Source organism: Burkholderia sp. Bp9099, from assembly GCF_003857805.1.
Classification (GTDB): domain Bacteria; phylum Pseudomonadota; class Gammaproteobacteria; order Burkholderiales; family Burkholderiaceae; genus Burkholderia.
Window position 1 is genome coordinate 154,046 of the sequence record NZ_QTPU01000014.1, and the last position, 25,136, is coordinate 179,181.

Consider the following 25,136-nt stretch of genomic DNA (forward strand, 5'->3'; position numbering starts at 1 on the left):
CGTTTCTCGCTCAATTCGCTGCGTTCCGGCGCCTTTTTTCACGCACCGCGCGCTTTGACGGTATGCTATCCGCCAGCCGCGCCGGCCCCGCCTGTTACCGGGCCACGCCCGCATTCCGACACCCAGCAAAAATCACAAGCAACGTGGGAGAACCTATGCACGTCAAGCTGTTCGCCGCGGCCGCCGTCGCCGCCGCCCTCGCCGCCCCCGGCCTCGCCGCCGCCAAGCCGCTCACCGTCTGCACGGAATCGAGCCCGGACGGCTTCGACGTCGTGCAGTACAACTCGCTCGTCACGACCAACGCATCGGCCGACGTGATCTTCAACACGCTCGTGTCGTACGACGAAGCGGCGAAGAAGGTCGTGCCCGCGCTCGCCGACAAATGGGAAGCGAGCGCCGACGGCCTCACGTACACGTTCCATCTGCGCCCGAACGTCGCGTTCCAGACCACCGACTACTTCAAGCCGGGCCGCCCGCTGAACGCGGACGACGTCGTGTTCACGTTCTCGCGGATGCTCGACGATGCGAACCCGTGGCACAAGGTGGCCGGCGCGAGCGGCTTCCCGCACGCGCAGTCGATGGGCCTCGTGAAACTCGTGAAGTCGGTCACGAAGGTCGACGACAACACGGTGAAGTTCGTGCTGAACGAGCCGAACGCGACGTTCGTGCCGATCCTGACGATGGGCTTCGCGTCGATCTACTCGGCCGAATACGCGGACCAGCTGCTGAAGGCCGGCAAGCAGGCCGACCTGAACGCGAAGCCGATCGGCACCGGCCCGTTCGTGCTGAAGAGCTACACGAAGGACGCGCTGATCCGCTACGACGTGAACCCGGCCTACTGGGGCGCGAAGCCGAAGGTCGACCGGCTGATCTACGCGATCACGCCCGACCCGTCGGTGCGCATGCAAAAGGTGAAGGCCGGCGAATGCCAGATCGCGCTGTCGCCGAAACCGCAGGACGTGCTCGCCGCGAAGGGCGAAGGCGCGCTGAAGGTCGTGCAGACGCCCGCGTTCATGACCGCGTTCGTCGCGCTGAACACGCAGAAGAAGCCGCTCGACAACGACAAGGTGCGCGAGGCGCTGAACCTCGCGTTCGATCGCGCGACCTACCTGAAGGTGGTGTTCGACAACACGGCGACGGCCGCGAACAACCCGTATCCGCCGAACACGTGGAGCTACGCGAAGGACGTCGCGCCGTATACGTACGATCCCGCGAAGGCGAAGCAGCTGCTCGCGTCGGCCGGTTTCCCGAACGGCTTCTCGACGACGATCTGGACGCGCCCGACCGGCAGCGTGCTGAACCCGAACCCGAAGGCCGGCGCGGAACTGCTGCAGGCCGACCTCGCGAAGATCGGTGTGAAGGCCGAGGTGAAGGTGATCGAGTGGGGCGAGCTGATCAAGCAGGCGAAGCTCGGCCAGCATGACATGCTGTTCATGGGCTGGGCCGGCGACAACGGCGATCCGGACAACTACCTGTCGCCGCTGTTCAGCTGCAACGCGGTGAAGTCGGGCATCAACTTCGCGCGCTTCTGCGACGCGCAGCTCGACAAGCTGATCGCCGACGGCAAGTCGACCGCCGACCAGAGCAAGCGCGCGAAGCTGTACGAATCGGCGCAGAAGATCATCCATGACGAGGCGCTGTGGATTCCGCTCGGCTACCCGACCGCGGCCGCGCTCACGCGTGCGAACGTGAGCGGCTATCACGTCAGCCCGTTCGGCCGGCAGAACTTCGCGGCAGTCGCCGTGCAGTAACCGCGCGTGGCGCGCAAGCGACGGCGCCCCGGCCCGTCGCTTGCGGCCCGCGCGCCGCGCTTGCTACACTGCGCGCTCATTCCTCATACCGGACGCCAGCCGAAGTGAACAACTAAGCCTTCCCAAAAATGTTTTCGCCGCCGTGCCTCGCACGCCGCGCGCGAAGGGTTTCACGCATTTTCGGAGGTGCTTATGGCTGCTGCCACGCCGACCGGCGCGCTCGTCGCGCTTCATCACGTTTCCTTCCGCTTCGACGACGGCGTCACGCTGTTCGATTCGCTCGACCTTTCCATCGACCGCACGCCGACGGGCATCGTCGGCCGCAACGGCGCCGGCAAGAGCCTGCTCGCGCAACTGATCGCCGGCCGGCGCACGCCGAGCGCGGGCGCGATCGACCGGCACACGCCCGTCGCCTACGTCGCGCAGCAGCACGACGACGCACCGGACACCACGCGGACCGTCGCGGAATTCGCCACGCTCGATGCGCCGCTCGCGGCCCTCGCGCGCCTCGCGGACGGCCGCGCGAGCGCACACGACTTCGACCTGATCGGCGATCGCTGGGACCTCGCCGAGCGGCTGCGCGCGGCGCTCGACGCAGCCGGCCTGCACGACGTGCGCGCCGATACACCGGCACATGCGTTGAGCGGCGGCCAGATGGCGCGCGTCGCGCTGATCGGCGCGTTGCTCTCGGAGGCCGGGCTGCTGGTGCTCGACGAACCGACCAACCACCTCGACGCGCCGGGCCGCGCGTGGCTGCGCACGGCACTCGACGGCTGGCGCGGCGGCATCGTGATCGTCAGCCATGACCGCGCGCTGCTCGCGCACGTGCAGCGCATCGTCGAGCTGACGCCGCACGGCGTGCGTACTTACGGCGGCAACTACGCGCTGTATCGCGCGCAACGCGACGCGGAACAGGATGCCGCGCAGGCCGCGCTCGAGCATGCGCGCACCGAGCGCGGGCGCGCCAGGCGCCGGCTCGAACAGGAACACGACACGATCCAGCGCCACGCGGCCGGCTCGCTGCGCGATGCGAAGACGGCCAACCTGTCGTCGGGCGCGAAGCAGCGGCGCAAGGGCGCCGCGCGCAACATCATGGGGCAGGTGCGCCGCGACCAGAGCGCGTTCAAGGCGACGCTCGACGAACGCGTGCAGGACGCAGCCGCGCGCGTCGAAGCCGACGCGCCGGTGCTCGTGTCGCTGCCGGGCACCGAGGTCAGCGCGCGCCGCCAGCTGTTCACGCTCGAGCGCGCCCGACTGCCGTGGCGCACCGCCGGGCGCGCGGACGCGATCACGTGGTCGGCCAGCGGCCCGGTGCGCATCGCGCTGACGGGCCCGAACGGCTGCGGAAAATCGACGTTGCTGCGCATGCTCTCCGGCGAACTCGCGCCGCGCGCGGGCACCTGCGCGACGCACGTGAGCGCCGCGTATCTCGACCAGCGGCTCGCGCTGCTCGATCCCGAGCGCTCGATCGTCGACCAGTTGGGCAGCCTCGCTACGCCGCTCGCCGAAGGCGAGCTGCGCAGCCGGCTCGCGCTGCTGCAGCTCGATGCCGCGCGCGCGACGCAGCCGGTGCAGCGCCTGAGCGGCGGCGAGCGGTTGAAAGCCGCGCTCGCGTGCGCGTTGTGGCGCGGCACGCCCGCGCAGCTGCTGCTGCTCGACGAGCCGACCAATCACCTCGATCTCGAATCGGTGCGCGCGATCGAAGCCGCGCTGGCCGGCTTCCCCGGTGCGCTGGTGGTCGCGTCGCACGACGCCGCGTTTCTCGCGGCGCTCGCGCCGACGCACACGATGCAATGGCAGCGCGACGGGTGGCGTTACGAACCCGTCGCGTGATTGACGCTCACGGTCGTTCGTCGTTTCGCGTGATGTCCGATTCGACGAACCGCTGCCTGACGAGCCGCTCCGATTCGAGCAGGCCTTTGCCGATAGGGACGACGGATTTCGCGTTGTTGGAACGGCACGGACCGGGTTGAACGCTGAAAACGAGGGAACGTCGGGCCGGCAGCGCTCAGGCCCGCGCGAAGCGAATCACGCCGTCGTCGCCCTGCTCGCGCACGAGTTCGCCCGCAAGCCACAGCAGGTTCAGGTGCGCGAGCGCCTCGCCGAGCGCGAACGTCATCTGATGGATGTCGAGCTCGCGGCGGCGGAACATGATCGGCACGATGTCGGCGGCGCTCGCCGGCTTCTCCGCGCAGGCGACGCGCACTTCGTCGAGCCGCGCGTCGTGGTGCGCGCGCAGTTGCGCGATGCGGGTGCGCACGCCGCGGAACGGCTTGCCGTGCGACGGCAGCACGAGCGTGTCGGGCGCCATCGTCTCGTAGCGGCCGAGCGATTCGAGGTACAGCGCGAGCGGGTTCGCTTCCGGTTCGAGATCGAACACGGACACGTTGGTCGAGATGCGCGGCAGCACCATGTCGCCGGAGATCAGCACGCCGTCCGCTTCGCTGTAGAGCGCGCAATGTTCAGGCGAATGGCCGTAGCCGGTGACGACGCGCCACGTGCGCGCGCCGATCGTCACCGGGTCGCCTTCGCGCAGGCGCCGGTAGCGCGGCGGCACGGCCGGCACGAGGTCCGAGTAATAGCTGCGACGGTTGCGCAGCTTGTCGAGCGCGGCCGGATCGGTCAGCCCGTGACGCGCGAAGTGATCGGCGGCGGCCGCGCCGCCGGCGTTCGAGCCGTTGCCGGCCGCCATCAGGCAGCCGAACATGTATTCGCCGAGCGTCATCCACAGCCGCACGTTCCAGCGGCGCCGGTCGCCGCCTTCGCAGATCCAGTTCGCCAGGCCGAAGTGATCGGGATGGCAATGCGTGACGAGCACGCGCAGCACCGGCAGCCCGTCGAGATGCGTGTCGAAGATCTGTTCCCAGTGCGTACGGATCGCATCCGACGAGATACCGCAGTCGACGATCGTCCAGCCGGCCTGTCCGTCGATCTCGTCGCGCAGCAGCCAGAGATTGATGTGATCGAGCGAAAACGGCAGCGGCATGCGCAGCCAGCGCACGCCGGGCGCGACCTCGAACGTGTCGCCCGCGACGGGCAGCGTGTCGGCGAAGGGATAGTCGAGTTGGTGTTCCAGTGCGTTCATCGGTGGGGTGTCTCGTCGTTATCGGTGCGAATGCGAATGCGGGCGCGGGTGCGAATGCAAGTGCAGGAGCGCGCGGCATGCCGCGGCGGGCATCGCGTCGATTCTATCGCCGTCGCGCGAAACGCGTGCCGGCGCGCGCCGGACGGTCAAAAAAAGTTCGTGTCAGAATCGGTTCCGTACCCGTATCTTTACGCGAAGATGCATCGAACGGCATGCAACGGCGAGCAACCCGCCCATTGACGGCGCTTGGGCGCGGGACCCCGAAAGTCATTGAAACGCCGACTTGGGCGCTAAAATGGCGAGTGCTTACAGCCCCTCTTCAACGAGCCTGCACGCGATGAATCACTTCCCCAAACTGCTGTCGTCGCAAATCGGCTTCGACGTCGCGCAGACGATGCTCGAATACTTCGACCGCCACTACCGGATCTTCCGGGAAGCCGCCGTCGAGGCGAAGACGCTATTCGAGCGCGCCGACTGGCACGGCCTGCAGCGGCTCGCGCGCGAGCGGATCACGTCGTACGACGATCGCGTGCAGGAGTGCGTCGAGCTGCTGGAGGACGAATACGACGCGGAGAACATCGACGACGAGGTGTGGCAGCAGATCAAGCTGCACTACATCGGCCTGCTCACGTCGCACCGCCAGCCCGAGTGCGCGGAAACGTTCTTCAATTCGGTGTGCTGCAAGATCCTGCACCGCTCGTATTTCAGCAACGATTTCATCTTCGTGCGGCCCGCGATCTCGACCGAATACCTCGAGAACGACGAGCCGGCCGCAAAGCCGACCTATCGCGCGTACTACCCGGGCACCGACGGGCTCGCGGCCACGCTCGAGCGCATCGTCACGAACTTCCAGCTCGAGCCGCCGTTCGAGGATCTCACGCGCGACATCGGCTGCGTGATGCAGGCGATCAGCGACGAATTCGGCCAGTTCGACGCCGCGCCGAATTTCCAGATCCACGTGCTGTCGTCGCTGTTCTTCCGCAACAAGAGCGCGTACATCGTCGGCCGCATCATCAACGCCGATCGCGTGCTGCCGTTCGCGGTGCCGATCCGCCACGTGCGCCCGGGCCTGCTCGCGCTCGACACCGTGCTGCTGCGCCGCGACCTGCTGCAGATCATCTTCAGCTTCTCGCACTCGTATTTCCTCGTCGACATGGGCGTGCCGTCCGCGTACGTGGATTTTCTCTGCACGATCATGCCGGGCAAGCCGAAGGCCGAGATCTACACGTCGGTCGGCCTGCAGAAGCAGGGCAAGAACCTGTTCTACCGCGACCTGCTGCACCACCTGTCGCATTCGAGCGACCGCTTCATCATCGCGCCCGGGATCAAGGGCCTCGTGATGCTCGTGTTCACGCTGCCGTCGTTCCCGTACGTGTTCAAGATCATCAAGGATCAGTTCCCGCCGCCGAAGGAAACGACGCGCGCGCAGATCATGGAGAAGTACCAGCTCGTGAAGCGCCACGACCGTCTCGGGCGGATGGCCGATACGCTCGAGTATTCGAGCGTCGCGCTGCCGCTGTCGCGGCTCGACCATGCGCTCGTGCGCGAGCTGGAAAAGGAAGTGCCGTCGCTGCTCGAATACGAGGACGACAACCTCGTGATCAAGCACCTGTACATCGAGCGCCGCATGACGCCGCTCAACCTGTACCTGCAGAACGGCACCGACGCGGACGTCGAGCACGGCGTGAAGGAGTACGGCAACGCGGTGAAGGAGTTGATGAAGGCCAACATCTTCCCCGGCGACATGCTTTACAAGAACTTCGGCGTCACGCGCCACGGCCGCGTCGTGTTCTACGACTACGACGAGATCGAGTACCTGACCGACTGCAACGTGCGGCGCGTGCCGCCGCCGCGCAACGAGGAAGACGAGCTGTCCGGCGAACCGTGGTATACCGTCGGCCCGCACGACATCTTTCCGGAAACCTACGGACCGTTCCTGCTCGGCGACCCGCGCGTGCGGACGGTCTTCATGAAGCATCACGCGGACTTTTTCGAACCCGCGCTGTGGCAGGCCAGCAAGGACAAGCTGCTGCAGGGCGAGTTGCCCGATTTTTACCCGTACGACGTGTCGCTGCGCTTCAGCGTGCGCTACCCCGAGCGCTTCGACGCGACGCCGGACGCCGGTGACGCCGGCGACGACGCAAGCGACGCGCAGCGCGCCGCCTGACGCACCGTCCGATCGAACCAAACCCGTTATCGACCTGACTTCCGCCAACGGAATCCACACCGATGAATACCCAAGACAATCCGCTTTCACACCTGTTCGACAACAACGACGCCTGGGTCAAGCGCCAGCTCGCCGACGATCCCGATTTCTTCGCGCGTCTCGCCGACCAGCAGGCGCCGGAATATCTGTGGATCGGCTGCTCGGATTCGCGCGTGCCCGCGAACCAGATCATCGGCCTGCCGCCGGGCGAAGTGTTCGTGCACCGTAACATCGCGAACGTCGTCGTGCACAGCGACCTGAACTGCCTGTCGGTGATCCAGTTCGCGGTCGACATCCTGCGCGTGAAGCACATCATGGTCGTCGGCCACTACGGCTGCTCGGGCGTGAACGCGGCGCTGCACAACCGCCGCGTCGGCCTCGCGGACAACTGGCTGCATCACGTGCAGGACGTGCGCGAACGCCACGCCGCACTGCTCGACGAATGGCCGGTCGGCGAAGCGCGCTATCGCCGCCTGATCGAGCTGAACTCGATCGAGCAGGTCGTCAACGTATGCCGCACGACGATCGTCAACGACGCATGGGCGCGCGGCCAGTCGCTCACCGTGCACGGGCTCGTGTACGGCGTGCACGACGGGCGGATGCGCAACCTCGGGATGGCCGTGTCGAGCTTCGACGCGCTGGATGCAACCTACAAGCGCTGCGTCGCGGCGCTGACCGCGCGCGGCCAGCACGCGCCCGACAACGACATGGTCGCGGCGGACGCCGCGCGGCTCGACGACGTCGCGCAGGCGGTCGCCGCCACGCTGAAGCCGTGCGACGACGCGAAGTAACCGACTCGAAGTAGCCGACGTGCGCGGCCACGCGGGCGCGGCACGCCAGCGCCCCGCCGCGCGCCATCCGGCTGAAGGTGCATCATGATGGCGGGGCCGCGCCCCCTGCATCCCGTCGCGCGACGGGTGCGCCGTGCGCACACGCCAGCCGGCGCAACGGCGGTCATGCGGCCGCGACGGCCGTCGAACTGATCTGACACCGGCACTGCCGCGACGGCGGTGCAATGCAAAGGAGCGGCGAACATGAAAACCGTACTGATCGTCGGCGCATCGCGCGGCCTCGGACGCGAATTCGTCCGGCAATACCGGCGCGACGGCTGGAACGTGATCGCGACCGCGCGCGACGACGCATCGCTTGCCGCACTGCGCGAACGCGGCGCGCACGCGCATGCGCTCGACATCGCGCAGCCCGAACAGATCGCGGCGCTCGGCTGGAAGCTCGACGGCGAACGGCTCGACGCGGCGGTGCTCGTGTCGGGCGTGTACGGGCCGCGCACCGAAGGGGTCGAAACGATCGGCGCCGAGGATTTCGACACGGTGATGCATACGAACGTGCGCGGGCCGATGCAACTGCTGCCGATCCTGCTGCCGCTCGTCGAGGACGCGCGCGGCGTGCTGGCGGTGGTCTCGAGCCGGATGGGCAGCATCGCCGAGGCGACCGGCACGACCGGCTGGCTGTACCGCGCGAGCAAGGCCGCGCTGAACGACGTGCTGCGCATCGCATCGCTGCAGACGCGCCACGCCGCCTGCATCTCGCTCCATCCCGGCTGGGTGCGCACCGACATGGGCGGCGCGCAGGCCGCGATCGATCCGGAGACCAGCGTGACCGGCATGCGCCGCGTGATCGCGGAAGCCGGCGCGGACGTGTCGCAGGCCAACGGCCGTTTCTTCCAGTACGACGGCGTCGAGCTCAGCTGGTGAGCCGGCATGACAACCCGGCGTCGTTAATTCCCGAATCGCATGATTTTGAACCGACCTGACGCGTGCCCGTGCGGCGGCGCGTCCCCCGTCCCTGCCGGCAAAGCCCCGGCGCCGCGCTATGCGGCCTGTTGCGGCCGCTTCATCGACGGCGGCGAAGCCGCGCCGACCGCCCTCGAATTGATGCGCTCGCGGTACAGCGCGTACGTGCTCGGCGCGACCGACTATCTGCGCGCGACCTGGGACGCGCGCACCTGCCCGGCCGATCTCGATGCGGACCCGAATGCGCCCGACGCGCCTCGCTGGCTCGGCCTCGCCGTCAAACGCCATGCCCGGCTCGACGAACAGCACGCGGAGGTCGAATTCGTGGCCCGCTACAAGGTCGGCGGGCGTGCGTACAGGCTCCACGAGACAAGTCGTTTCACACGCGACGAGCACGGTTTCTGGCGCTATGTCGACGGCGAAGTAAGTGAACGCTGACAAATAGTTGCCATGTCAGACGCCGGGTAATTCCCGCATTGCACAACCTGAATTTGTCGGGCTAGGATGGCCGTCAGATTGGTCATGTTGCATGGCAGGGCTTACGAATGGCGTTCAGCAAGGTATTGGTGGGATGGATGGCGGCCTGCGCGCTGTCGGCCGCTCAGGCCGGTACGGCGCCGAACGCGCAATCTGGCGCGGCCACGGCCAGCGGCTCGCTCGCCCACGCCGAGCGCTTCGATTACGGCGATTCGGGCCTCCCGCAGGTCGCCGCGAACCTCAACGAACAAATCGTCAGCATTCCGGCCGATGCTTCGGGCGCCGTGATGCTCGAGGCCACGCTGTTCAAGCCGAACGGCCCCGGCCCGTTCCCGCTCGTCGTCTTCAACCACGGCAAGAACACCGGCGATCTTCACCAGCAGCCGCGCAGCCGGCCGCTCGCGTTCGCGCGTGAATTCGTGCGCCGCGGCTATGCGGTGATCGCGCCGAACCGCCAGGGCTTCGCCGGTTCGGGCGGCGCGTACCAGCAGGAAGGCTGCAACGTCGGCAAGAACGGCCTCGTGCAGGCCGCCGACGTCGACGCGACGGTCCGCTACATGTCGCGTCAGTCGTACATCGATGCGTCGCGCATCGTCGTCGCGGGCACGTCGCACGGCGGCCTCGTGTCGGTCGCATACGGTACCGAGGCGGCGCCCGGCGTGCGCGGCATCATCAACTTCTCCGGCGGGCTGCGCCAGGACCTCTGCGACGGCTGGCAGCGCAATCTCGTCGACGCGTTCGACCAGTACGGCGCGCATACGGCCGTGCGGTCGCTGTGGCTGTACGGCGACAACGATTCGGTGTGGACGCCCGCGCTCGTCGCGCAGATGCACGACGCCTACGTGTCGCACGGCACGCAGGCGCAGTTCATCGATTTCGGCCGCTACAAGGACGACGCGCACCGGCTGATCGTCGATCGCGACGGCGTGCCCGTGTGGTGGCCGGCCGTGCATGCGTTCCTCGCGGAACTGAACCTGCCGACCTCGGTGCGCTATGCGGTCGCGAACCCGCACGAGCCGAATGCGACCGGCTATGCGTCGATCGACGCGGTCGAGGCGGTGCCGTTCCTCGACGCAGCCGGCCGCGAAGGCTATCGCCGCTTCCTGAGCCAGCATCCGAGCCGTGCGTTCGCGGTGTCGGCTGAAGGCGCGTGGTCGTGGGCCGAAGGCGGCGACGATCCGATGGCGCTCGCGCTCGACAACTGCTCGAAGCAGGGCGCGGGCGCATGCAAGCTGTATGCGGTCAACGACCGCGTCGTGTGGAACGCGAATGCGACGCAGACGGCCGACAACGGCGACGCCGACGCGCGCGCCTTGGCTTCGCGCTGACGCGCGCGTGTCGCGACGCGCGTCAGGATCGCGTTCTACCCACGTCTCTTTCCCCTCTTCCGTTTCGTGAGCGTGCGGTCCGCAGCGGCGTTCGCATGCCCGTTCTCGCGCTCTTGTGAGTCCGCGGGCTGAGCACCCCGCTCGTAACATCCGCTGAGAGCCTTTGCGGGACTTTTCCCGCCTGTTCCGAACGCCAGCGGCGCCTGATTCAACGCGCCATTTGCCGGTCGCCGGTCGCCGGTCGCCGGTCGCTAGTCGCCGGTCGCTAGTCGCTAGTCGCTAGTCGCTAGTCGCTAGTCGCCATTCGCAGGTCGCCATTCGCCATTCGCCATTCGCCATTCGCCATTCGCCATTCGCAGGTCGCAGGTCGCAGGTTGCTAGTCGCCGGTCGCATTGCGCCACACTTCGCGCCCCTTTTCCCTTCCCGCCCCGATTTTTCACCCCTCCCGCGCCCGCCCGCCCGACGATTTTTTTCTGTCGGGGGGTGTCACTCGAACGTCGTCATCTGCGGTCATTTCGGGGCATCTGGCGCGTACCGTCCCGAGCACCCCGGATCTGCGCCGAACTCCCGCCCGGCAAGGCTTTGCGGTGTTTGTAACCGGTAGTGCAACGCGCGGCGGAACACGCTAATCTCAGCGCGTTTTCCGTCTGTCGCCGCGCGGTGTCCCGTTCGATACCCGCCGCCGTTTTACTCCCCGGAGTCGCCTTGAGTACGCCAGCCACCGATGACTGGGTCGCGCGCAGCCTGCGCGCGGTCTGGCATCCCTGCACCCAGATGAAGCACCACGAGCGCCTGCCGCTCATTCCCGTCGCGCGCGGCGCGGGCCTGTGGCTGTACGACCGCGACGGCCGCCGTTACTTCGACGCGATCAGCTCGTGGTGGGTGAACCTGTTCGGCCACGCGAACCCGGACATCAACGCGGCGCTGAAGGACCAGCTCGACACGCTCGAGCACGCGATGCTCGCCGGCTGCACGCACGAGCCGGCGATCGAGCTCGCCGAGCGGCTGCACGCGCTCACCGCGCGCACGCTCGGCCATGCGTTCTTCGCGTCGGACGGCGCGTCGGCGGTCGAGATCGCGCTGAAGATGAGCTTCCACGCGTGGCGCAACCGCGGCCGCGCGGACAAGCGCGAGTTCGTGTGCGTCGCGAACAGCTATCACGGCGAGACCATCGGCGCGCTCGGCGTGACCGACGTCGCGCTGTTCAAGGACGCGTACGACCCGCTGATCCGCAACGCGCACGTGGTCGCGTCGCCCGACGCGCGCGGCGCGCTGCCGGGCGAGACGGCCGCCGACGTCGCGGGCCGCGCGCTCGACGACGTGCGGCGCCTGTTCGCCGAACGCGCCGACCGGATCGCCGCGCTGATCGTCGAGCCGCTCGTGCAATGCGCGGCCGGCATGGCGATGCACGATCCGTCGTACGTGCGCGGGCTGCGCGCGCTGTGCGACGAATTCGGCGTGCACCTGATCGCCGACGAGATCGCGGTCGGCTGCGGCCGCACCGGCACCTTCTTCGCGTGCGAGCAGGCCGGCGTGTGGCCCGATTTCCTGTGCCTGTCGAAAGGCATCAGCGGCGGCTACCTGCCGCTGTCGCTCGTGCTCACGCGCGACGACGTGTTCGCGGCGTTCTACGACGACGACACCACGCGCGGCTTCCTGCATTCGCATTCGTACACCGGCAACCCGCTCGCGTGCCGCGCGGCCGTCGCGACGCTCGACCTGTTCGCGCGCGACGACGTGCTCGCCGCCAACGCGCGCAAGTCGGCCGCGATGCGCGCCGCGCTCGCGCCGCTCGGCGCGCACCCGCAGGTGCGTCACCTGCGCGAGCGCGGCACATTGTTCGCGTTCGACGTCGCGCTCGACGGCGACGCGGCACGCGGCTTCTCGCGACGCTTCTTCGAGCGCGCGCTCGAACGCGAACTGCTGCTGCGCCCGATCGGCACGACCGTGTACCTGATGCCGCCGTACGTGATGAGCGACGACGACATCGCGTGGCTCGCGCAACGCACGCGCGACACGCTCGACGCGACACTCGCGGAGGCGGCGCGATGAAACAGCCGTCGCAGAAAACGACCGCGCCGCTGCTCGACACGCTGCAGCGCGGCCTCGCCGAACTCGATGCGCAGGGCCTGCGCCGCGTGCGCCGCACCGCCGACACCGCGTGCGACGCACACATGCGCGTCGACGGCCGCGACATCGTCGGCTTCGCGAGCAACGACTATCTCGGCCTCGCCGCGCATCCGGCGCTCGTCGCCGCGTTCGCGGAAGGCGCGCGGCGCTATGGCTCCGGGAGCGGCGGCTCGCATCTGCTCGGCGGCCATTCGCGCGCGCACGCGACGCTCGAGGACGAACTCGCCGGCTTCGCGGGCGGCTTCTCCGATGCGCCGCGCGCGCTGTACTTCAGCACCGGCTACATGGCGAACCTCGCCGCGATGACGGCCCTCACCGGCAAACACGCGACGATCTTCTCCGACGCGCTGAACCACGCGTCGCTGATCGACGGGATCCGGCTGTCGCGCGCGAACGTGCAGGTCTATCCGCATGCGGACATGGCGGCGCTCCCCGCGCTGCTCGATGCGTCGGAGGCCGAAACGAAGCTGATCGTCAGCGATACGGTGTTCAGCATGGACGGTGACCTCGCGCCGCTCGCCGAACTCGTCGCGCTGGCCGAACGCCACGGCGCGTGGCTCGTCGTCGACGACGCGCACGGCTTCGGCGTGCTGGGCCCGCAGGGCCGCGGCGCGCTCGCGGCCGCCGCGCTGCGCTCGCCGAACCTCGTGTACGTCGGCACGCTCGGCAAGGCCGCCGGCGTCGCGGGCGCGTTCGTCATCGCGCACGAGACCGTGATCGAATGGATGATCCAGCGCGCGCGCAGCTACATCTTCACGACGGCGGCGCCGCCCGCGGTCGCGCATGCGGTATCGGCAAGCCTGAAGGTGATCGCCGGCGACGAAGGCGATGCGCGACGCGCGCACCTCGCCGCGCTGATCGAGCGCACGCGCGCGCTGCTGCGCATGACACGCTGGCAGCCGGTCGACTCGCACACGGCCGTGCAGCCGCTCGTGATCGGCAGCAACGACGCGACGCTCGCGGCGATGCGCTCGCTCGACGCGCACGGCCTGTGGGTGCCCGCGATCCGGCCGCCGACGGTGCCCGCCGGCACGTCGCGCCTGCGCATCTCGCTGTCGGCCGCGCATTCGTTCGACGATCTCGCGCGGCTGGAAACCGCACTCATCGAAGCCAGCGAGCAAACCGCATGAACGCACCGCTTTCCGTTTTCGTCACCGGCACCGACACCGAGATCGGCAAGACCTTCGTGTCGGCCGCGATGCTGCACGGCTTCGCACGTCACGGCCTGCGCGCGGCCGCGCTGAAGCCCGTGGCCGCCGGTGCGGTTGAACGCGACGGCGTCTGGCGCAACGAGGACGCCGACCAGCTCGACGCGGCCGCGAACGTCGTGCTGCCGCCCGAGCTGCGCACGCCGTTCCTGCTGAAGGCGCCGGCCGCCCCGCACATCGTCGCCGCGCAGGAAGGCGTGACGATCGACCTCGACACGATCGTCGCGAGCCACCGCGAGGCGCTGACGCGCGCGGACGTCGTCGTCGTCGAAGGCGTCGGCGGCTTCCGCGTGCCGCTGAACGACACGCAGGACACGGCCGATCTCGCGGTCGCGCTCGGCCTGCCGGTCGTGCTCGTGGTCGGCATGCGGCTCGGCTGCATCAGCCACGCGCTGCTGACGGCCGACGCGATTCGCCAGCGCGGCCTCACGCTCGCCGGCTGGGTCGCGAACCACGTCGACCCGGCCATGCCGTACGCCGACGAGAACGTCGCTGCGATCCGCGACTGGCTCGCGCGCGAACATCGCGCGCCGCTGCTTGGCCGCATCGCGCACTTGGCGCCGGCCGCCCCCGAATCCGCCGCGGCGATGCTCGACATCGCCGCGCTCGTCGACACGCTGCGCCGCGCGCAGCATTGACGCCCCGATCCCCGCATTCACGACAGGAAAACCACCATGACCCAAGCCCAGACCGCCGCCGTGCAACCCGACGCGATCCCCGTGGCCGCCCCGACGTCGCAGCGCTGGCGCGTCGCCGACGTCGTCGCGCTGTTCGAGCTGCCGTTCAACGACCTGATGTTCCGCGCGCAGCAGGTGCATCGCGAGCACTTCGACGCGAACGCGGTGCAGCTGTCGACGCTGCTGTCGATCAAGACGGGCGGTTGCGAGGAGGATTGCGGCTACTGCTCGCAGTCGTCGCACCACGAGACGGGCCTGAAGGCCGAGAAGCTGATGGACGTCGACGCGGTGCTCGACGCCGCACGCGCGGCCAAGGCGAACGGCGCGAGCCGCTTCTGCATGGGCGCCGCATGGCGCAACCCGAAGGAGCGCCACATGCCTGCGCTGACCGAGATGGTGCGCGGCGTGAAGGAACTGGGCCTCGAGACCTGCATGACGCTCGGCATGCTGGAGGACGAGCAAGCCAAGGAACTCGCCGACGCGGGCCTCGATTACTACAACCACAATCTCGACACGTCGCCGGAGTTCTACGGCCAGGTGATCTCGACGCGCACCTACCAGGATCGTCTCGACACGCTCGACCGCGTGCGCGACGCGGGCATCAACGTGTGCTGCGGCGGCATCATCGGGATGGGCGAATCGCGCCGCGAACGCGCGGGCCTGATCTCGCAGCTCGCGAACCTGAACCCGTATCCGGAGTCGGTGCCGATCAACAACCTCGTCGCGATCGAGGGCACGCCGCTCGAAGGCACCGCACCGCTCGACCCGTTCGAGTTCGTGCGCACGATCGCGGTCGCGCGCATCACGATGCCGAAGGCCGTCGTGCGGCTGTCGGCCGGCCGCGAGCAGCTCGACGACGCGATGCAGGCGATGTGCTTCCTCGCGGGCGCGAACTCGATGTTCTACGGCGACCAGCTGCTGACCACGAGCAACCCGCAGACGCAGCGCGACCGCGCGCTGTTCGAGCGCCTCGGCATCCGCGCGAGCCAGGCCGACGCGCTGGCGGAGAACGCGTAAGCGCCGGCCTCGCGTCGTTCTGCGAAGGTTGCAGACGAGAAGACCGGGGCATGCCCCGGTTTTTTTTGTCCGATTCTGCGCCGGGCCGGCCTGCGCGTCGCGCATCGCGGTCTTGCCCGCGCGCCGGATCGAAGCGTCGAGCCCGATCGTCAGCGTGCGCGTCGGCGCGACTTCCGCCTGCGCGTCACACGTGTGCGGCCGCGCCGTCGAGCGCCGCGCGCACGCGCGCGACGCGCTGTTCGTCGACCGGCGCCAGCACCTCGCCGCGCGGCCGCACGCCCGAGCCGAAGTGCACCGCGCGCACGCCGGTCGCGCGAACGAAATCGCCGACCGCGTCGATCGTGAGGCCCGAGCCGGCCAGCACCGTGCAGGTCGAGCCTGCCGCCTGGCGCACCAGCCGCGTGATCGTCGCGACCGCGTCGAGCACCGACGGATGGCCGCCCGAGGTCAGCACCGACGTGACCGCCGGCACGCGCAGCAGCGCGTCGAACGCGGCATTGAGGTCGCGCGACACGTCGAACGCGCGATGGAACGTCAGGTCGCGCCCGTCCGCGGCCGCCGCGATGCGCTGGAGCGCATCGAGATCGACGTCGCCGCGCGCATCGAGCGCGCCGAACACGACGCCGTTCGCACCAGCCGCGACGGCCGCGCGCACGTCGCGCTCGATCACGCGCAGGTCGTCGGCTTCGTAGATGAACGCGCGGCTGTGCGGGCGCACGATCACGTTCACCGGGATCGCCACGGCGGCCACGACGGCCTCGATCAGGCCGACGCTCGGCGTGAGCCCGCCTTCACTGATCGCGGTCACGAGTTCGAGCCGGTCGGCGCCCGCGCGGGCAGCGGCCTTCGCGTCGCCGACGGTGGTGGCGATCACTTCGAGGAGAACGGAGGAAGCGGCGGTGCGGTTCATCGGCGGCTCGCGAATCGTCAGGACAATTCGCGCATCCTAGCCGAGCGGCATGAACCGCGCCAGCGCGACGCCGTCGCTATGCGCCGCCCGCTTCCTCGTCGATCCAGTCGATATCGCCGCACAGCACGTGCTGCGCATCGCCGATGCGCACCGCCACCGACAGCGTCACGCACGGCTGCGCCTCGTTGATCGACAGGTACGGGCGCGTCACCTGCACGCGTCCGGGCTCGGCGATCGCCGTGCGGAAATACGGCCGGCGCAGCCAGTTCGCACCCTGCGCATCCGACAGCGGCGAGAAGCGCGCCTCGGCGAGCGCGCGGTCCGCGCGCAGCACGACGTTGCGGCCGGCCTGCCGGCCGCGCGCGTCGAGCAGGAAGCAGCGCGCGGCATCGTCGAGCGCGAGGAAGTTCCAGCACACCTCGTCGAGCGGCTCGCCGGCCGCCACCCGCTCGGCCGCGCGCTCGAACGCGCGCAGGTATGGCGCGAGCCGCTGCGCGTCGCGCCGCTCGCGCGCTTCGGTCTGCTGGCGAAAGCGCTCGGTCAGCTCGCCGATGCAACCGGTCGCGGCCGCGCTGTCGGGCAGCCCGGGGGCCGGGCGGCCGAAGAAATAGCCCTGCACGAAATCGGCCTCGCACGACAGCGCGATCTGCGCGTCGTGCTCGGTCTCGATCCCCTCGACGAGCACCAGCTTGCCGGCCTCGTGCAGCAGCGTGACGAGCCCGTGCAGGATCGCGGTGAGCCCCGTGCGGTGCGCCGCGTGGGACAGCATGATCCGGTCGAGCTTCACGATGTCCGGGTTCAGCTGCCAGATCCGCTCGAGGTTCGAGTGACCGGCGCCGAAATCATCGAGCGCGATCAGGAAACCCTGCGCGCGGAATTCGCGCACGGCCTCGGCGAGCCGCTCGACGTCTTCCGCGCGCTGTTCGAGCACTTCGAGCACGACGCGGCGCGGCGGCATGCCGATCCGCTTCAGGTTCGCGAACAGCGCGGCGGCCTGGAACGGGTCGGTCAGCACGCCCGGATGCACGTTGAGGAACAGCCACTCGCGCTCGGCGCCGAGCAGCGCGAAGTTCTCGAGATGCAGCGCCTGCGCGAGCCGGTCGAGCTGCAGCAACTCGCCCTGGCGCGCGGCCTCGCCGAACACGTCGAGCGGCGACACCGCGCGGTCGAGCGCATCATGCGCGCGCAGCAGCGCCTCGTAGCCCACCGCGCGCTGGTGCGACAGGCTGAAGATCGGCTGGAACACGGTCGTGAGCGACAGGTCGTGATGCTGCGTCGCCAGGCGCTCGAGGCCGGAGCTCATCTCCCGCTCGAAACGATACGGCGATGCGGTGGCCGGACGCTCCTGTTGCGCGATCGTCATGGCGCCCTCCTGGTGATGCAGCCGAACGCGGCGGTTGGTTGAGACGGCGCGCGCAATGTCATGGTGGAATCCTCGGTTGTCCGGCCGGTGCCGGACGGTAGGCAAGCATCAAGCAAGGTCCGTGCAAGGGCCGAATACGCGCGCCGCGCCTGCGTGCGGCGCCGCCGCACCAGCATGGCGCAGGCCGGATGCACCGTTCACGTGCATGCGCACCGGCGCACTCGAACGCACCCGCCGCGTCGTCACGCTAAACTCCGTACGGTCGTTTCATTCTCCGCAATCGCCGTCTCGATGGAAATCGTCTTCACAGTCCTGATCCTGCTGCTGACCGTCGCGCTGTCCGGCGCGGTCACACGCATCCTGCCGTTGCAGCTTCCGCTGCCGCTGATGCAGATCGCGTTCGGCGCGATGCTCGCGTGGCCGAAGCTGAACCTGCACGTCACGTTCGATCCCGAAATCTTCATGCTGCTGTTCATTCCGCCGCTGCTGTTCGCGGACGGCTGGCGGATTCCGAAACGCGAGCTGTACCTGCAGCGCCGCGCTATCCTGATGCTCGCGTTCGGGCTCGTGTTCATGACGGTACTCGCAGTCGGCTACTTCGCGCACTGGCTGATACCCGAGTTGCCGCTGCCGATCGCGTTCGCGCTCGCGGCCGTGCTGTCGCCCACCGACGCGGTCGCGCTGTCGGGCATCGCCGGCAAGGGACGGATCCCGCCGCAACTGATGCACATCCTGGAAGGCGAGGCGCTGATGAACGACGCGTCGGGCTTGGTCGCGCTGAAGTTCGCGGTCGCGGCCGCGCTCACCGGCATGTTCTCGCTGCGCGATGCGTCGATCACGTTCGTGATCGTCGCCGCCGGCGGGCTCGCGACGGGCGCGCTCGTGTCGTGGGGGTTCAGCGCGCTGTCGACGCGCTTCCTGAATGCCGAGCAGGAAGGCGATCCGGCCCCCGGCATCGTGATGACGCTGCTCGTGCCGTTCGCCGCCTATCTGTTCGCCGAGCATCTCGACCTGTCGGGCGTGCTCGCGGCCGTGTCGGCGGGGATGATGATGAACTACACGAGCTTCTCCCGCAAAAGCACCGTCGCGTCTCGCGTGCGGGCCGAAAGCACGTGGGCGATGATCGAGTTCGTGTTCAACGGCATGGTGTTCATCATGCTCGGGCTGCAGTTGCCGCACATCATCGGCCGCGCGCTCGTCGACGCGCACCACACGAGCGACGCGCTCGTCGGCCGGATGATCTTCAACGTGTGCGCGATGATGATCGCGCTGTATGCGATCCGCTTCCTGTGGGTCTGGCTGCTGCGCTGGATCGCGAGCCGCCGCGCCGCGCGCCACGGCCTCGCGGGCACGATGGCCGGCGTGCGCACGATCGCGGTGATGACGGTCGGCGGCGTGCGCGGCGCGGTCACGCTCGCGGGCGTGCTGTCGATCCCCGTCGCGCTGTCTGACGGCGCGCCGCTGCCCGGGCGCGACACCGCGATCTTCGTCGCATCGGCGGTGATTCTCGGTTCGCTGATCGTCGCGGTGATCGGCCTGCCGCTGCTGCTGCGCGGCGTGCGCTCGACGCGCAACCCGCTCGCCGACGAGGAGCGCACCGCGCGCGCGGCCGCCGCGCAGGCCGCGATCCGCGCGATCGACTCGTCGCACGACGCGATCTCGGCCGATCTCGACGAATCGGGCGCCGCGCGCTGCGCGGACATCTCGGCGCGCGTGATGGACCAGTACCGCCGCCGCCTCGCCGCGCTCGCCGACGACGGCCCGACCCCGCGCGCGCAAGCCAAGCAGGCGGAGACGATGGAACTGCAGATGCGGATCGCGGCGGTGCGCGCGGAACGTTCGGTGCTGTACCGGATGCGCAGCGAAAGCAGGATTTCCGACGAGACGCTGACGAAGCTGATCCGCGAGATCGACCTGTCGGAAACGGCACTGTCGACGCGCAAGAAAGGACTCGTCTGAGCGGCTGCGCCGCGGTGCGATTGCACGGCCGCTCAAAAAAAACGGCGACGCACGAGCGTCGCCGTTTTCACATCCGCCCGCCGCGGCGTTACTTCGCGACGACGACCGGAATCCCCTTCAGCATTCCCGCGCCCTTCATCTCGTCGAGCGCGTGCTGCACTGCCGCACTCGTCGCCGCGTCGATGCCGACCTGCAGCGCGAGCTCGCGCTCCGCACGCTTCACGCCCGCGAGGTTGCGCACCTTCACGTGACCGAAGCCGCGCACGCGGGCATGCAGATCGGCCAGTTGCGCGACCTGCGCCGCATTGCCGGCGGTCACCGCGGCGAGCGCGCGCGTGAGCGTGGTTTCGTAGTCGTCCGCGAGCGCGCGCTCCATCCTGCGCTCGGCCGTGCGGCCGAACGGATCGAGCCACGTGCCGCGCAGACTGCGCACGCGCGCGAGCGTGCCGAGCACCGGCCACATCCACTGGCCGAACACGCGCTTCTTCGGCACGCTGCCGTCGCGGCCGGCCTTCGCGACCGTCGGCGGCGCCAGATTGAACTTCACGCGATAGTCCTGCCCCGGCACGCCTTCGAACTGCGCTTCGAGCGCCGTGCGGAACGCGCCGTCCGCATACAGCCGGGCAACCTCGTATTCGTCCTTCACCGCGAGCAGCCGGTAGAACGTCGTCGCGACCGCACGCGTCAGCGCATCGTCGCCCTTCGCGCGCGCCGCGTTCACCAGTGCGCGGTAGCGCTCGACGTAACGCACGCCGCCGTAGGCGTCGAGGCGCGCCTCGCGATCGGCGATCAGCTCGGCGAGCGTCTCCGGCGCGGCGTGCACGGCCACCGCGTGACGCGCGTTCCACAATGCGTCGAGGCCCGCCGCGTCGCCGGCCGCCATCCGGCCGATCGCGAACGCGAGCTTGTTCATCGGCACCGCGACGTTGTTCAGCTCGATCGCGCGCATCATCGCGGCGAGCGACACCGGCACGAGGCCAAGCTGCCACGCGTAGCCGAGCATCAGGATGTTCGCGCCGATCGAGTCGCCGAGGAATTTCGCGGCGAGCGCCTGCGCGTCGCAGCTCGACAGGTAGCCGTCGCCGGCCGCGTGATGCATTTTTTCGAGCAGCGCATCCGCGTGCAGGTTCGCGTCGGGGTTCTGCACGAACGACGCGTTCGGAATCCGGTGCGTGTTGACCACGATCCGCGTGCGCTCGTGGCGCACCGTCTGCAGCGCCTCGGCGCTCGCGCCGACGACCATGTCGCACGCGAGCAGCACGTCGGCCTGCTGCGTGTCGATGCGCACCTGGTTCAGCCACCGGTCGCTCGACGCGATCCGCACGAACGACAGCACCGAGCCGCCCTTCTGCGCGAAGCCCATGAAGTCGAGCACCGACGCGCTCTTGCCTTCGAGGTGCGCGGCCATGCTGATCAGCGCGCCGACCGTCACGACGCCCGTGCCGCCCACGCCCGTGACCAGCATGTCGTACGGCGCCGCGTCGAGATGGGTCGCGGGCACCGGCAGCGCGTCGACGCGCACGGCGAGCGCGGCTTCGTCGAACGCCGCGCCCGCGGCCTTCTTCAGCGCCGCGCCTTCGACCGTCACGAAGCTCGGGCAGAAGCCGTTCACGCACGAGTAGTCCTTGTTGCACGACGACTGGTCGATGCGGCGCTTGCGGCCGAGCGGCGTCTCGAGCGGTTCGACCGACAGGCAGTTCGACTGCACGCCGCAGTCGCCGCAGCCTTCGCATACCGCGTCGTTGATGAACAGCCGCTTGTCCGGGTCGGGGAATTCGCCCTTCTTGCGGCGGCGGCGCTTCTCGGCCGCGCAGGTCTGGTCGTAGATCAGCACGGTGACGCCCGGCGTCTCGCGCAGCTCGCGCTGCACCGCGTCGAGTTCGCTGCGGTGATGGAACGTCGTGCCCTTCGGGAACAGCCCGTGATGACCGTCGTACTTCTCCGGTTCGTCGGACACCACGACGAAGCGCGACACGCCTTCCGCCTCGACCTGCCGCGCGATCTGCGGCACCGAGATGCTGCCGTCGACCGGCTGGCCGCCCGTCATCGCGACCGCGTCGTTGTAGAGGATCTTGTACGTGATGTTCGCTTTCGCGGCGACCGCCTGGCGGATCGCGAGAATGCCCGAATGGAAGTAGGTGCCGTCGCCGAGGTTCTGGAACACGTGCTTCGTGTTGGTGAACATCGCGTGCGCGGCCCAGTCGACGCCCTCGCCGCCCATCTGGATCAGGCCCGTCGTGTCGCGCTCCATCCACGACGCCATGAAGTGGCAGCCGATGCCGGCCTGCGCGATCGAGCCTTCCGGCACCTTCGTCGACGTGTTGTGCGGGCAGCCCGAGCAGAAGTACGGCGTGCGCTTCACCGCGTCCGCCTCGTTCGACAGGATCTGCGGCGCGACGAGATCGACGACGCGCTCGCGCCGGTCGAGCGCCGGCTTGTGCCGCGCGAGCCAGGTGGCGAACACCGGCAGGATCCGCGACGGGCGCAGCTCGCCGAGCTCGGACAGCAGGCACGCGCCTTCGGCGTCGTGCTTGCCGAGCACGCGCGGGCGCGCACCGTCCGCGCGGTTGTACAGGTAGTCCTTGATCTGCTGCTCGATCACCGGGCCCTTCTCTTCGATGACGAGCACTTCCGACAGGCCGTCGACGAAGGTTTCGATCCGTGTCATTTCGAGCGGATACGACAGGCCGACCTTGTAGATCCGCACGCCGGCCGCTTCCAGGTCGGCGACGGTGAGGTCGAGCCGGCGCAGCGCCTCCATCAGGTCGAGGTGCGCCTTGCCGCACGTGACGATGCCGACGTTCGCGTGCGCGCTCGGCGCGATCCATTTGTCGATGCTGTTGGTGCGCGCGAAGTGGCGCACCGCGTCGAGCTTCGCGGCGAGGCGCGCTTCGATCGTGAGGCTCGGCAGGTCGGGCCAGCGGTTGTGCAGGCCGCCCGCCGGCGGTGTGAAGCCCGCCGGCGCCGGCCATTGCGTCTGCAGCGCGTCGAGATCGACGGTCGAGCCCGACTCGACGGTTTCCGAGATCGCCTTGAAGCCGACCCATGCGCCCGAGTAGCGCGACAGCGCCCAGCCGTACAGGCCGAACTCCAGCATGTCGGCGATGTTCGACGGGTTCACGACCGGCATGTGCCACGCGATCATCGCGAAGTCGCTCTGGTGCGGCATCGACGACGACACGCAGCCATGGTCGTCGCCGGCCACCACCAGCACGCCGCCGTGCGGCGACGAACCGTATGCGTTGCCGTGCTTCAGCGCGTCGCCGGCGCGGTCGACGCCGGGGCCCTTGCCGTACCACATCGCGTACACGCCATCGACGGTGCGCTCCGGGTCCGCCTCGACGCGCTGCGTGCCGAGCACGGCGGTGCCGCCGAGTTCCTCGTTGATCGCGGGCAGGAAGCGCACGCCGCTGCCGTCGAGCAGTTTCTTCGCCTTCCACAGCTGCTGGTCGACCATCCCGAGCGGCGAGCCGCGGTAGCCGCTGACGAAGCCGGCCGTGTTCAGGCCCTGCGCGGTATCGGCTGCGCGCTGCATCAGCAGCAGGCGGACCAGCGCCTGCGTGCCGGTCAGGAAGATCCGGCCGCGCGTGGCGGTCAGGTTGTCGGTCAGGCGGTAGTCGGATAGAGCGGGCGTGCCGTCGACGGGCAGGCGGGCGGTCATGGGGATGTCTCCTGATTGTGTGTTCTGGGCCGCGCACGGGGCGTCGGGCGACGCCGGCCGGGGCTGCGGCTGGATGGCTCTATTTTTTCGCGGGGAGACGAGAAAGTTTTTTCTCATCTTGCTCGGATGACGCCGGAGCGAGAAAAACTGCGCAGGTTTCGGTCGGAAATCGAGAGATTTTTCGCGCGGGGTGGCGGGCGGCTGTTCGGGGCGTGTCGGGGTGGGCAGGCGGGTTGCCTCGAAAAGGCCGGAATGCGCGGGAGGCGGGCCGCGGGCGCGGCGGCGGGCGCTCGCAGACCGTGCGGCAAGGGCTCGGGGGGCGGAACGGGCGAGCCCTCACCCATCGAATGCACAGCGTTCGGATTGATCGCGGGTGCGGGATGTCCACAATGCCGGGGCTGCGTTTCGGGCTGGCCCGCGCGCTCACCATTCGGTTGCACAGGGTTTCGAGTCGCGCCGGAGGCCGGATGTCCACACCTCGATCGGTCCGCGGTTCGAGCGGATGCCGACGCTCACCGTCGAAATTCACAGCGCGGCGAGTCGATGTTGGCGGGAGATATCCACACCGTCGGATTCCTGCCCCGACGACGCGGCGTTCGTCCTCACCTGTGGGATGCACAGGTTTGCGAGTCGATTCGGCAGCGCGATATCCACACCGCCGTCCGCCCTCGCGACGTTTCGGAGCGTCCGGGCGACGCGGGACAGCGCGCTTCAGTGTGGATGGGCCCGCCTCCGCAAGCGCCCGCACGGCCTTGGCGTTCGTCGGCGCATGCAGTCGCGTCGCCGGACGAGGTGCCGGCACGGGTTTGGATATCGCCCACACCAGGCGCTGAAAATCCAGTGAATTTCGATGATGAGCATCGGCACGCAATCGCACAAGGATGCCGATCCGGGTGTGGACAGCCCAACCCGCGACGACTCGAAACGCTGTGCATCTCGACGGTGAGCGCCGGCACCCGATCAAACGAGAGCGCCGATCCGGATGCGAACAGCCCGCCACACGACAACGCCAAACGCCGTGATTTGCAACGGTGAGTGACTGCACGGCGATTGAACGAGGGTGCCGATTCAGGTGTGGATAGTTCGATCCGCGACCACTCGAGACGCTGTGACTTGCAACGGTGAGCGACGGCACGGCGGTCGAACGAGGGTGCCGATTCGGGTGTGGACAGCTCGATCCGCAACCACTCGGAACACTGTGAAATTCGATGGTGAGCGAAGGCATGGCAGTCGAACTAGGACACCGATTCGGTTCGGATAGCTCGATCCACGACCACTCTGAACACTGTGAAATTCGACGGTGAGCGACGGAATTGCAGTCGAACGCGGGTGCCGATTCGGGTGTGGATAGCTCGATCCGCGACCACTCGGAACGCTGTGAAATTCTACGGTGAACGAAGGCACGGTATCGCACGAAAGCGCCGATTCAGGCGTGACCGGCAGCACCTGCAACCACGCCGAGGCCCACGCATCCGCAGTCGCACCGACGCGGCAGAGCAGCACGCGCGCGCCCTCTCCACCGAAAGACACAGCACGTCGACTGCTTTCGGCGATCGGATATCCACATCGCGGCAAGCACGCGAATGGCACGCGCGATCGCGTGTGCGGTTAG

At 68.8% G+C, this 25,136-nt stretch carries 16 protein-coding genes; 12 read left to right on the plus strand and 4 right to left on the minus strand.

Annotation, left to right across the window (positions count from 1 at the left end; all coding sequences use genetic code 11):
* Window positions 1–155: 155 nt before the first annotated feature.
* Together DIE17_RS18255 and DIE17_RS18260 are read left to right on the plus strand one after the other, a co-directional pair.
* Window positions 156–1,751, plus strand: a complete 1,596-nt coding sequence (locus tag DIE17_RS18255; protein ID WP_124520657.1) for an ABC transporter substrate-binding protein — start codon at window positions 156–158, stop codon at window positions 1,749–1,751.
* 192 nt (window positions 1,752–1,943) lie between these two features.
* The gene (locus DIE17_RS18260; RefSeq protein WP_124520655.1) at window positions 1,944–3,584 is read left to right on the plus strand and encodes an ABC-F family ATP-binding cassette domain-containing protein; all 1,641 of its coding nucleotides are present in this window, start codon (window positions 1,944–1,946) and stop codon (window positions 3,582–3,584) included.
* A gap of 175 nt (window positions 3,585–3,759) precedes the next feature.
* On the opposite strand, the gene DIE17_RS18265 is transcribed toward DIE17_RS18260, so the two are convergent.
* Complete coding sequence (locus tag DIE17_RS18265) at window positions 3,760–4,836, minus strand: MBL fold metallo-hydrolase (RefSeq protein WP_124520654.1); 1,077 nt, start codon at window positions 4,834–4,836, stop codon at window positions 3,760–3,762.
* Between the two features lie 337 nt (window positions 4,837–5,173).
* On the opposite strand from DIE17_RS18265, the gene aceK reads away from it, so the two are divergent.
* From aceK to bioB, 9 genes are all read left to right on the plus strand, one after another.
* Entirely contained in the window at window positions 5,174–7,003 is a 1,830-nt protein-coding gene (aceK, locus tag DIE17_RS18275; RefSeq protein WP_124520653.1) for a bifunctional isocitrate dehydrogenase kinase/phosphatase, read from the plus strand.
* 62 nt (window positions 7,004–7,065) lie between these two features.
* Window positions 7,066–7,833, plus strand: a complete 768-nt coding sequence (gene can, locus DIE17_RS18280) for a carbonate dehydratase (RefSeq protein ID WP_124486578.1) — start codon at window positions 7,066–7,068, stop codon at window positions 7,831–7,833.
* A gap of 243 nt (window positions 7,834–8,076) precedes the next feature.
* Window positions 8,077–8,754: an SDR family oxidoreductase gene (locus tag DIE17_RS18285; RefSeq protein ID WP_044846181.1), complete on the plus strand. Its 678-nt coding sequence runs from the start codon at window positions 8,077–8,079 to the stop codon at window positions 8,752–8,754.
* Window positions 8,755–8,793: 39 nt separating this feature from the next.
* Entirely contained in the window at window positions 8,794–9,231 is a 438-nt protein-coding gene (locus DIE17_RS18290; RefSeq protein ID WP_044846180.1) for a YchJ family protein, read from the plus strand.
* A gap of 107 nt (window positions 9,232–9,338) precedes the next feature.
* Window positions 9,339–10,598 (plus strand): dienelactone hydrolase family protein, encoded by a 1,260-nt coding sequence (locus tag DIE17_RS18295; protein WP_124520652.1) that lies wholly within the window; start codon window positions 9,339–9,341, stop codon window positions 10,596–10,598.
* 706 nt (window positions 10,599–11,304) lie between these two features.
* A complete protein-coding gene (gene bioA / locus DIE17_RS18305) occupies window positions 11,305–12,651 on the plus strand; it encodes an adenosylmethionine--8-amino-7-oxononanoate transaminase (RefSeq protein ID WP_124520650.1) in 1,347 nt (448 codons plus the stop codon).
* Window positions 12,648–13,859 (plus strand): 8-amino-7-oxononanoate synthase, encoded by a 1,212-nt coding sequence (gene bioF, locus DIE17_RS18310; protein ID WP_124520649.1) that lies wholly within the window; start codon window positions 12,648–12,650, stop codon window positions 13,857–13,859. Before bioA ends, bioF begins: the two co-directional genes overlap by 4 nt.
* Entirely contained in the window at window positions 13,856–14,575 is a 720-nt protein-coding gene (gene bioD, locus DIE17_RS18315) for a dethiobiotin synthase (RefSeq protein WP_124520647.1), read from the plus strand. The genes bioF and bioD overlap by 4 nt, the downstream gene beginning before the upstream one ends.
* Before the next feature lie 36 nt (window positions 14,576–14,611).
* Complete coding sequence (bioB, locus tag DIE17_RS18320; RefSeq protein ID WP_124520646.1) at window positions 14,612–15,631, plus strand: biotin synthase BioB; 1,020 nt, start codon at window positions 14,612–14,614, stop codon at window positions 15,629–15,631.
* A gap of 184 nt (window positions 15,632–15,815) precedes the next feature.
* On the opposite strand, the gene DIE17_RS18325 is transcribed toward bioB, so the two are convergent.
* Window positions 15,816–16,541: a copper homeostasis protein CutC gene (locus DIE17_RS18325; protein WP_124520644.1), complete on the minus strand. Its 726-nt coding sequence runs from the start codon at window positions 16,539–16,541 to the stop codon at window positions 15,816–15,818.
* Window positions 16,542–16,617: 76 nt separating this feature from the next.
* Window positions 16,618–17,904 (minus strand): EAL domain-containing protein, encoded by a 1,287-nt coding sequence (locus DIE17_RS18330; protein WP_044846173.1) that lies wholly within the window; start codon window positions 17,902–17,904, stop codon window positions 16,618–16,620.
* Between the two features lie 291 nt (window positions 17,905–18,195).
* Here DIE17_RS18330 and DIE17_RS18335 point away from each other — a divergent pair, with 291 nt between their 5' ends.
* Window positions 18,196–19,863, plus strand: a complete 1,668-nt coding sequence (locus DIE17_RS18335; protein ID WP_124486591.1) for a Na+/H+ antiporter — start codon at window positions 18,196–18,198, stop codon at window positions 19,861–19,863.
* Between the two features lie 88 nt (window positions 19,864–19,951).
* On the opposite strand, the gene DIE17_RS18340 is transcribed toward DIE17_RS18335, so the two are convergent.
* Complete coding sequence (locus DIE17_RS18340; protein ID WP_124520643.1) at window positions 19,952–23,524, minus strand: indolepyruvate ferredoxin oxidoreductase family protein; 3,573 nt, start codon at window positions 23,522–23,524, stop codon at window positions 19,952–19,954.
* Window positions 23,525–25,136: the final 1,612 nt, after the last annotated feature.

Coding starts and splice junctions, on each gene's coding strand:
- DIE17_RS18255 (WP_124520657.1), top strand. CDS start 156: ATGCACGTCAAGCTGTTCGCCGCGGCCGCCGTCGCCGCCGCCCTCGCC.
- DIE17_RS18260 (WP_124520655.1), top strand. CDS start 1,944: ATGGCTGCTGCCACGCCGACCGGCGCGCTCGTCGCGCTTCATCACGTT.
- DIE17_RS18265 (WP_124520654.1), bottom strand. CDS start 4,836: ATGAACGCACTGGAACACCAACTCGACTATCCCTTCGCCGACACGCTG.
- aceK (WP_124520653.1), top strand. CDS start 5,174: ATGAATCACTTCCCCAAACTGCTGTCGTCGCAAATCGGCTTCGACGTC.
- can (WP_124486578.1), top strand. CDS start 7,066: ATGAATACCCAAGACAATCCGCTTTCACACCTGTTCGACAACAACGAC.
- DIE17_RS18285 (WP_044846181.1), top strand. CDS start 8,077: ATGAAAACCGTACTGATCGTCGGCGCATCGCGCGGCCTCGGACGCGAA.
- DIE17_RS18290 (WP_044846180.1), top strand. CDS start 8,794: ATGATTTTGAACCGACCTGACGCGTGCCCGTGCGGCGGCGCGTCCCCC.
- DIE17_RS18295 (WP_124520652.1), top strand. CDS start 9,339: ATGGCGTTCAGCAAGGTATTGGTGGGATGGATGGCGGCCTGCGCGCTG.
- bioF (WP_124520649.1), top strand. CDS start 12,648: ATGAAACAGCCGTCGCAGAAAACGACCGCGCCGCTGCTCGACACGCTG.
- bioD (WP_124520647.1), top strand. CDS start 13,856: ATGAACGCACCGCTTTCCGTTTTCGTCACCGGCACCGACACCGAGATC.
- bioB (WP_124520646.1), top strand. CDS start 14,612: ATGACCCAAGCCCAGACCGCCGCCGTGCAACCCGACGCGATCCCCGTG.
- DIE17_RS18325 (WP_124520644.1), bottom strand. CDS start 16,541: ATGAACCGCACCGCCGCTTCCTCCGTTCTCCTCGAAGTGATCGCCACC.
- DIE17_RS18330 (WP_044846173.1), bottom strand. CDS start 17,904: ATGACGATCGCGCAACAGGAGCGTCCGGCCACCGCATCGCCGTATCGT.
- DIE17_RS18335 (WP_124486591.1), top strand. CDS start 18,196: ATGGAAATCGTCTTCACAGTCCTGATCCTGCTGCTGACCGTCGCGCTG.
- DIE17_RS18340 (WP_124520643.1), bottom strand. CDS start 23,524: ATGACCGCCCGCCTGCCCGTCGACGGCACGCCCGCTCTATCCGACTAC.